9 protein-coding genes are annotated in these 8,007 nt (G+C 74.2%); 8 read left to right on the top strand and 1 reads right to left on the bottom strand.

All coding sequences use genetic code 11. The features are described from left to right. From VIU94_RS31645 to VIU94_RS31620, 6 genes are all read left to right on the top strand, one after another. A partial coding sequence (locus VIU94_RS31645; RefSeq protein WP_331916671.1) for a sensor histidine kinase occupies nt 1–1,127 on the top strand: 1,127 nt, incomplete at its 5' end. Then, on the top strand, nt 1,124–1,798 hold the full coding sequence (locus VIU94_RS31640; protein WP_331916669.1) for a response regulator transcription factor: 675 nt from the start codon (nt 1,124–1,126) through the stop codon (nt 1,796–1,798). The genes VIU94_RS31645 and VIU94_RS31640, both read left to right, overlap by 4 nt. A 144-nt stretch (nt 1,799–1,942) precedes the next feature. Beyond that, nucleotides 1,943–3,391 carry a peptidoglycan D,D-transpeptidase FtsI family protein gene (locus VIU94_RS31635; RefSeq protein WP_331916667.1) on the top strand — a complete coding sequence of 483 codons (1,449 nt, stop codon included), beginning with the start codon at nt 1,943–1,945 and terminating at the stop codon, nt 3,389–3,391. A 97-nt stretch (nt 3,392–3,488) separates the two neighbouring features. Then, nucleotides 3,489–3,878 (top strand): hypothetical protein, encoded by a 390-nt coding sequence (locus VIU94_RS31630; RefSeq protein ID WP_331916673.1) that lies wholly within the window; start codon nt 3,489–3,491, stop codon nt 3,876–3,878. Further along, a complete protein-coding gene (locus VIU94_RS31625) occupies nt 3,875–4,552 on the top strand; it encodes a hypothetical protein (protein WP_331916665.1) in 678 nt (225 codons plus the stop codon). Before VIU94_RS31630 ends, VIU94_RS31625 begins: the two co-directional genes overlap by 4 nt. Nucleotides 4,553–4,653: 101 nt before the next feature. Beyond that, a complete protein-coding gene (locus VIU94_RS31620; protein ID WP_331916663.1) occupies nt 4,654–5,874 on the top strand; it encodes an MFS transporter in 1,221 nt (406 codons plus the stop codon). Nucleotides 5,875–6,055: 181 nt separating this feature from the next. Here VIU94_RS31620 and VIU94_RS31615 read toward each other — a convergent pair whose 3' ends face one another. Further along, nucleotides 6,056–7,054, bottom strand: coding sequence for an AraC family transcriptional regulator (locus VIU94_RS31615; RefSeq protein ID WP_331916661.1), 999 nt, complete (start codon nt 7,052–7,054; stop codon nt 6,056–6,058). A gap of 80 nt (nt 7,055–7,134) precedes the next feature. On the opposite strand from VIU94_RS31615, the gene VIU94_RS31610 reads away from it, so the two are divergent. Both VIU94_RS31610 and VIU94_RS31605 read left to right on the top strand, forming a co-directional pair. Continuing rightward, nucleotides 7,135–7,365 (top strand): hypothetical protein, encoded by a 231-nt coding sequence (locus VIU94_RS31610; protein ID WP_331916659.1) that lies wholly within the window; start codon nt 7,135–7,137, stop codon nt 7,363–7,365. Nucleotides 7,366–7,401: 36 nt separating this feature from the next. Beyond that, nucleotides 7,402–8,007 (top strand): TerD family protein (locus VIU94_RS31605; RefSeq protein ID WP_331916657.1); only part of this gene is annotated, 606 nt, incomplete at its 3' end.

The raw sequence follows: 8,007 nt of genomic DNA, 5'->3' as shown, positions 1-8,007 counted from the left end.
GCATGTTCGCCGCCTCCCTGGGGCTGCAGTTCGCCGCGTACGCGTTCGCGCTGCCGCTCGTGGCGGTCACCGCGCTCTTCCCGCTCGCCCGGCCCATGTCCGTCGCGGTCGCGCGGGCCCTGTGCGGGGTGGGACCTGCGGAGCTGGCGGACGGCCCGGCCCACGGGCGGGCCGCGAAGACGCGGTCGGCCGGCTGGCTCACCCTCCACGTGGGCCTCGGCGGCCTGCTGAGCGGCGCGACGCTGGCGCTCCCGCCGTTCGCGCTGGCGCTGATGGCGCTGCCGTTCTCGGAGCGGCTGCGGAACTCGGAGCTGAGCCGGTTCTGGGGGGTGGACGAGCACTGGGTGCAGTGGGCGGGGATCCCCGTGGGGCTGCTCATGCTGGCGGCGCTCGCGGCGGTCGCGGCCGGGACGGGCGCGCTGCTCGCCGGCTGCGCGCCCCGGCTCCTCGGACCGAGCCCGGCGGACCGGCTCGCGGCGGCGGAGCGGCGGGCCGAGGAGCTGGCGATGCGCAACCGGCTCGCCCGCGAGCTGCACGACTCGGTGGGGCACGCGCTGAGCGCCGTGACGCTGCAGGCGGGCGCGGCCCGCAGGGTGCTGGAGAGCGACGACGCGGACGACCGGGAGTTCGTCCGCGAGGCGCTGGCCGCGATCGAGGAGACCACCCGGCGCACGGTCGGCGAACTCGACCATGTCCTGGGGCTGTTGCGGCGGGACGACGACGGCGCGGCGTCCGGCGAGCTGCCCGGGCCTGGCCTTGAGGCGCTCGGCGCGCTGGCGAAGGGCGCGGGCGGGACGGCGTCGGTGACCTCGTCGGGCGATCTGGAGCGGGTGCCGCGGACGGTGTCCCGGGAGGCGTATCGGATCGTCCAGGAGGGGCTGACGAACGCCGCCCGGTACGCGGGCGGCGAACCGGTGACGGCGCATGTGGCGCTGCACGACGAGGAGTTGGAGATCACCATGGAGAACCCGCTGCCCGCCCGGCCGCCGGCCGTACGCCCCGGCGGCGGCCGCGGACTGCGCGGCATCGGCGAGCGGGCCCGGCTGCTCGGCGGCACGTCCGGGGCCGGCCCGGTGGACGGCGTGTGGCGGCTGACCGCCCGGCTGCCGCTCGGGGGCGGCCGATGACCGGGGCCGAGGCCGGGAGCGCGACCCGGATCGTGCTGGCCGACGACGAGCGGATGGTGCGCACCGCGCTGCGGGTGATTCTGGACGCGGAGCCGGACCTGGAGGTGGTCGGCGAGGCGGCGACCGGGGCCGAGGCGGTCTCGGTGGTGCGCGAGCTGCGTCCTGACGTGGTCCTGATGGATGTGCGGATGCCGGAGATCGACGGGATCCGGGCCACCGAGCAGATCCTCGCCGGGATGGCCGACGCCCCGCGGATCGTGGTCGTGACGACCTTCGAGAACGACTCCTACGTGTACGACGCGCTGCGCGTCGGGGCCGCCGGGTTCCTGCTGAAGCGGGCGGCGGCCGAGGACCTGGTCGGCGCGGTGCGGCTGGTCGCGCGCAGCGACTCGCTGCTCTACCCGGCGGCGGTGCGGGGGCTGGCCGCCGAGTACGCCCGGCGCGGTCCGCGGGCCGCGCCCGCCTGGGCGGGGCGGCTGACCGACCGGGAGGCGGACGTGCTGCGCCTGATGGCGACCGGGATGACGAACGCGGAGATCGCGGACCGGCTGTCGGTCGGCCCGGCGACGGTGAAGACGCATGTGGCGGCGGTCCTCGCGAAGACCGGGGCGCGCGACCGCACGCAGGCGGTGATCGTGGCGTACGAGTCGGGGTTCATCACGCCGGGGTGAGAGTGAGGCCCGCCGGGCGCGCTGCGGCTGCGAGCGGCCGCCGTGCAGGCCGGCCCGGGGGCACACCGCGCCAAAGATGAGGATTGTCTGAGAAACCGACCGGATCCGGAACGTCGGGCTCCCATCGGTTCGTCCTCCCCAGGGATGAACAAGACGATCAGGCGCGCCTCGGTCTTCGCGCTGCTCCTGGTGCTCGCCGTACTGCTGCGGGCCACCTGGGTGCAGGCGTACGAAGGCCGGGCCCTCGCGGACGACAAGAAGAACCGGCGGAAGACGATCGCGCAGTACGCGCAGCCGCTCGGGAACATCATCGTGGCCGGGGCGCCGGTCACCGGATCACAGCCGACGAAGGGCGGCGACCTCGCGTACAAGCGGTCGTACACCGACGGCGAGCTCTACGCGGCTGTCACCGGCTACAGCTCGCAGGCGTACGGGGCCACCCAGCTGGAGGGCATCTACTCCGGGGTCCTGGACGGCACCGACACCCGGCTGAAGAACCCGGTGGACGCGCTCACCGGCAAGCAGCAGGAGCCGGGCGACGTGCTCACCACGATCGATCCGGCCGTCCAGAAGGCCGGCTTCGAGGCACTGGGCGGCAAGAAGGGCGCGGCCGTCGCCGTCGACCCGAAGACCGGGCGGATCCTCGGGATGGTGTCCACCCCGTCGTACGATCCGTCGAAGATCGCCGGGCTGACGGACGGCGACACCTGGCGGAAGCTCTCCGACGACAAGGACAAGCCGCTGGTCAACCGGGCGCTGCGGCAGCCGCTGCCGCCCGGCTCCACCTTCAAGCTGGTCGTCGCCGCGGCGGCCCTCGAGGACGGGCTGTACAAGGACGTGGACACGGCGACCGAGAGCCCCGACCCGTACACGCTGCCCGGGACGCGGACCGTCCTGAAGAACGAGAACGCGTCCGCGCCCTGCGAGAACGCCACCCTGCGCACCGCGCTGCGGTACTCCTGCAACAACGTCTTCGCGAAGCTGGCCGTCGACCTCGGGCAGGACAAGGTGAAGGCGATGGCGGAGAAGTTCGGCTTCAACGACGACGAGCTGGACGTGCCGGTACGCGCCTACGCGAGCGTGTACCCCTCCGGCATGGACCGGGCGCAGACGGCGCTGAGCGGCATCGGCCAGTTCGACGTGACCGCCACCCCGCTCCAGATGGCCATGGTGTCCGCGGCGATCTCCAACGACGGGCTCATGGCGTCGCCGCACATGGTCTCCGCGGTGGTCGACTCGGACGGCGACACACTCCAGTCGTACAAGGACGGGGAGACCCGGCGGATCGTCTCCTCCGCGACGGCCGAGCAGCTGCGCAGTGCGATGAAGACCGTGGTCGACGAGGGCACCGGCACGAACGCGGCGATCGACGGCGTGGAGGTCGGCGGCAAGACCGGCACCGCGCAGCACGGCGAGAACAACAGCAAGACCCCGTACGCCTGGTTCACCTCGTACGCCAAGGACGAGGCGACCGGGAAGGAGGTCGCGGTGGCGGTGCTGATCGAGGACTCTGGCGCGGCGCGCTCCGAGGTCAGCGGCAACGGCCTCGCGGCGCCGGTGGCCGAGAAGATGATGCGGGCGGCGCTGAAGTGACGGCTGCGGCGCTGAAGTAGCCTCAGGGGAACACCAGTTGAGCGCTCCCCGGAGGACTTCCGTGCATCGCCTGCCCCGTTCCCTGTCCGGCTGGACCATGGCGGTCTTCGGCGTGCTCGCCGCGGCGCTGGGGGTGGTGGGGCTGGTCTCCCCGGACGCCATGCTCGCGGCCATGGGGTTCGAGCCCATACCCGACGGAGGGCGCGCGGACGGAGACCACACCCTGGTCTTCCTGACCGCGTCCTCCATGGCCGCGCTCAATATGGGCGTCTACTACCTGCTGGCCGCCCTCGCCGACTGGCGCGCCTTCTTCCGCTGGACGGTCCCGTTCCGGCTGCTGACCTGCACGGTCTTCACTCTGGCCGTCGTCACGGGCCGCGCGCCCGAAGGCTTCCTCGGAGTGGGCTTGTGGGAGGGCGCCGGGGCGCTGGCGACCGGGGCCGCCCTGTGGTGGGAGACCCGCGCCCGGCAGAATGCGGTCGCATGAGCACCCGCCCTTCCGAGGATCTGTCCGCCACGTTCGCCCGCATGGGCGGTGCGGACGAGGAGAAGATCTGGTCCGCGCTGTTCGAGGACATCTGCCACCAGGGCAGCGTCTACGACGACTCCTTCCTCGCCCTGCCGTTCCTGGCGGCGATCGCGACGGGTGACGCGCCGGGCGACGAACACCAAGCGGTCAGCATGGCCGGCCTGATCGTCTCGGCGGCGAACGAGGAGCGCACGGCGCGGTACGCGGCCGAGATCGCGGCCCTGCGCCCCGTCGGCGAGCGGCTGCTTGCGGCCGCGAACGGGCACTACGACTTCGTGGACATGCTCCAGGGCGTGCTCGCCTTCGAGGGTGAGCGGCTGTGGAGCCAGTCCCGGCTGGAGGGCCTGGTCGAGAACGAGTACGAGGTGGAGTGCCCGTCCTGCTGGTCGGAGATGTTCCTCTCCTTCGGCGACGACGGCGACTACGCCGAGGCCGGCGGAAGCAGGACCCCGCTCCGCCCCGCCGACCCGCGGGACCTCGCCCCGCTCCCGGCCCGGCTGCGCCGGACGGCCGCCGAGGCCGGGCTGGAGGACGTGGCCCGCGGGGTCACGTTCCTGTTCGGGACCGCCGACTGCCCCGACTGCGAGGTCGAGTTCGCGGTGTCGGAGCAGGTCGCGGCGCAGGCTGCCTGAGCCCTACCCGACGCCGAGCCGCGGCTCGACCGCAGGGCGTCCGAGCCGCGTAGGGCATCCGACCGATCCGCGGCGGTCTCCTTAGCCGCCAGGCTGCGGCCATGAGCGGCGTACGGGAATGGAAACGGACGGCGGGCCTGTATCTGGCCGGTGTACTGGTGTCGGGGTTCGGGACGACGGCGATGTGGCTGGTCTCGGGCATCTGGGTCAAGTCCCTGACGGGGTCGGACAGTCTGGCGGCGCTGACCGGCTTCGCGCTGTGGGCGCCCGCGCTGTTCGGGCCGCTGCTCGGCACGTTCGTCGACCGGGTGCGGCGCCGGCCGCTGATGGTGGCGGCGAACGCGGCGATGGCGGCGCTGCTGCCGGTACTGCTGTGGGTCGACTCGGCGGACCGGGTGTGGCTGCTGTTCGCGGTGCTCCTGGTGTACGGGGCGCAGGGCGCGGTCCAGGACGCGGCGGAGTCGGCGTTGGCGGCGAGCGCGCTGGACGAGCGGCTGCTCGGCGACTTCAACGGGCTGCGGATGACGGTCAACGAGGCGGTGAAGCTGGTCGCGCCGCTGGCGGCGGCGGGGATGTTCGCGCGCTGGGGAGGCGGTCCCGTGGTGCTGCTCGACGCGGCCACGTTCGCGCTGGCGGGCGGCGTGTTCGCGCTGATGCGGGTGCGGGAGGAGCGGCCGGAGCGGCGCGACCCGGGGGCGCGCGGCCGGTGGCGGGCGGAGACGGCTGAGGGGCTGCGGATCCTGTGCGGCTCGTCGGTGCTGCGCGCGCTGGTGCCGGCCGCGTCGTTCACGATGCTGCTCGCCGGGCTGAACGGGGCGGCGATCTACACGGTGGTGGACCGGGGGCTCGGCCACGACCCGGCGTACGCGGGCGTGCTGTACGCGGTGCAGGGCGCGGGGTCGGTGGCAGCCGGGCTCGCGGCCGGACCGCTGCTGCGGCGGATTCCGGAGCACCGGCTCGCGGCGGTCGGCCTGGCGCTGTTCGCGCTTGCGGCGGGGGCGCGGGCCCTGCCGTACGACGCGGTCGCCCTCGCGGCCTCGGCGGGGATCGGTCTGGGGCTGCCGTGGGTGCTGATCGCCACGATGACGGCGGTGCAGCGGGAGGCCCCGAAGGCGGCCGTGGGCCGCGCGGCGGCCACCGCGAACACCCTGGTCTTCGTCCCGAACGCGGTGGCCCTGGCGCTGGGCGCGGGGCTGGTCGCGGTGCTCGACGTACGGGTGCTGCTGCCGGTCCTCGCGGTGGCGGGCGCGGCGGGCGCGCTGGCGCTGACGGCGGCGACGGCACGCCGGTCCGCGGACGCGCGGGAGCGGGCGGAAGTGTGAGGCCCGGCCGAGCCTTGCGGGGGAGCCGCGGCCGGGGCCCATGTCACGGATGCGCGAGCCGGCGCATGTGACATCGGCAAATCTACGAACGGCGTCCGTTCCGCGCGATCCGCGGAACGCGGCCGCTGTCCGGAAAACGAACCCCGTTCGACCATTCCCGTTTGAAACGGCGCCGCGCTGCTCATGGCGCGCAGGCGGCCGCGCGCAGGGTCTGCGAGGGGGACTCCCCGTAGCGCTCCCGGTACTGCGCGGCGAACCGGCCCGGGTGGGTGAAGCCCCAGCGCCAGGCGACCTCGCTCACCGTGACCTCGCCCGGTTCGGCGGCGCGCAGTTCGTCGCGCACCCGGTCCAGTCGGACCTGGCGCACGTACGCCATCGGGGTCATCCCCGCGTACTCACGGAAGGACTCCTGGAGCCGGCGCGCGCCGACCCGGGAGAGGGCGGCGAGCTCGGCCGTGGTGTACGGGTGCTCGGGGCGGTCCAGGACCGCGTCCATCGCGCGCTTCACCGGCGCGGGACGGCGCGGCTCGCCGGGGCGGGCCAACTCCTCGCGGAACGGGTGGTCGGCGGCGAGCAGCAGCCCGTTCAGGAGCGCCTCCTGGAGCGGCGCTGCCATCAGAGGGTGCCGGGCCAGGCCGTCGTCGGCGAGCGTCTCGCGGAACACCCGCCGGGCGAGCCGGACCCAGCTGAGTCCGGGGCCGGAGGCGATGTCGAGTCGGGAGTCGAAGGCGAGCCGGCCGCCGGGCGGGCGGCCGAGCAGCGCCTCCAGGCGGACCCGGAGCGCCTCCGCGCCGACCTTCACGGCGAAGACCCGGCAGTCGCCGCCCCAGCGGTCGAGGGCGGTGTCGCCGACGGGGTCGAAGACGACGCCCTGCTCGGGGGTCGTCGTCCCGGCGCCGCGGGCGCCCTGTCGCCAGTCCATGCTGCCGGTCAGCGGGGCGTTGACGTGGTACTCCCCCAGCTCGCCGAAGCGCATCCGGACGTCCGCGCCGCAGCCGAGCTCGCCGAGGACCAGCGGGCCGAGGTCCACGATGTCGAAACGGGCCGCGAAGTGACGTTTCCCCTCGGCGACGTCCGCGACGTCCATGAAGTTCGCGAAGTACCGCGCGCCGATCACCTGGCGCGCCTCGTCGACGTCCCGCGTACGGAACGAGTTCCCCATGTCCCCCACCCACCCCACGGACCCACTCCATGGACCCGCCCTCGGGCCGAAGGATATTCGGGTGCCGCACCCCGCCCCGCGGCGGGAGGATGACCGCCATGCCACGACCCGAAGGCTTCAGTTACCAGCGGTTCGGCGACGGCCGCGTCGAGATCGTCCACCGCGGCCGCGCCGCCGCCACGCTGCGCGGCGAGCGCGCGGAGAAGTTCCTGGCCGCCGTCGAGAGCGGGGACGCGCAGCTCGTCATGGCGCGCTGGACCGGCTCGTACAAGTTCGGCAACGAGCGCACCGCCCGCTCCCATCCGCGTCACCAGGGTGGCCGAAGGTAAGGGAACGGCAAAGCGACGTCGCTCGTTACCCGAGGCATGACCGCTATGACCCCCGGCTCGAACATCCCCCTCGCCGTCCCGCGCGTGGCGGTGGACGTCGCCGCCCCGGTGCGCCTCGACGTCTCCGGCCTGCTCCTCACCGCCGACGGCAAGGTCCGCTCGGACGCCGACTTCATCTTCTACAACCAGCCGTCCGGCCCCGGTGTCGCCTACCGCTCCGGCGGCGGGGCCGCGCCGGACGCGATCGTGGTGGACACCTCCGCCGTGCCGGCCGGGATCGAGAAGATCGTCGTGACCGCCAGCCCCGACGCGGCGGGCCAGACCTTCCAGGGCATCGAGCCGACGGCCACGATCCGCAACGCGGACGACGGCAGCGTGCTCGCCACGTTCACCCCGCCGCAGCTCGGCGCGGAGACGGCGCTGGTGGTCGTGGAGATCTACCTACGCGGCGGCGCGTGGAAGGCGCGCGCGGTGGGCCAGGGGTATGCGAACGGCCTGGCGGGCATCGCCACGGACTTCGGCGTGAGCGTCGAGGAGCCCGCGGCCCCGGCCCCCGCGCCGGTGCAGCCCGCACAGCCCGTACAGGCCATGCCCGCGCCCACGACTCCCCCGGTCGACCCGCGCGTGGCGCCGGCCCCCCCG

The sequence above is a fragment of the Streptomyces sp. genome, assembly GCF_036566765.1.
Lineage (GTDB): Bacteria > Actinomycetota > Actinomycetes > Streptomycetales > Streptomycetaceae > Streptomyces.
This window is presented reverse-complemented; position numbering and strand designations above follow the sequence as displayed.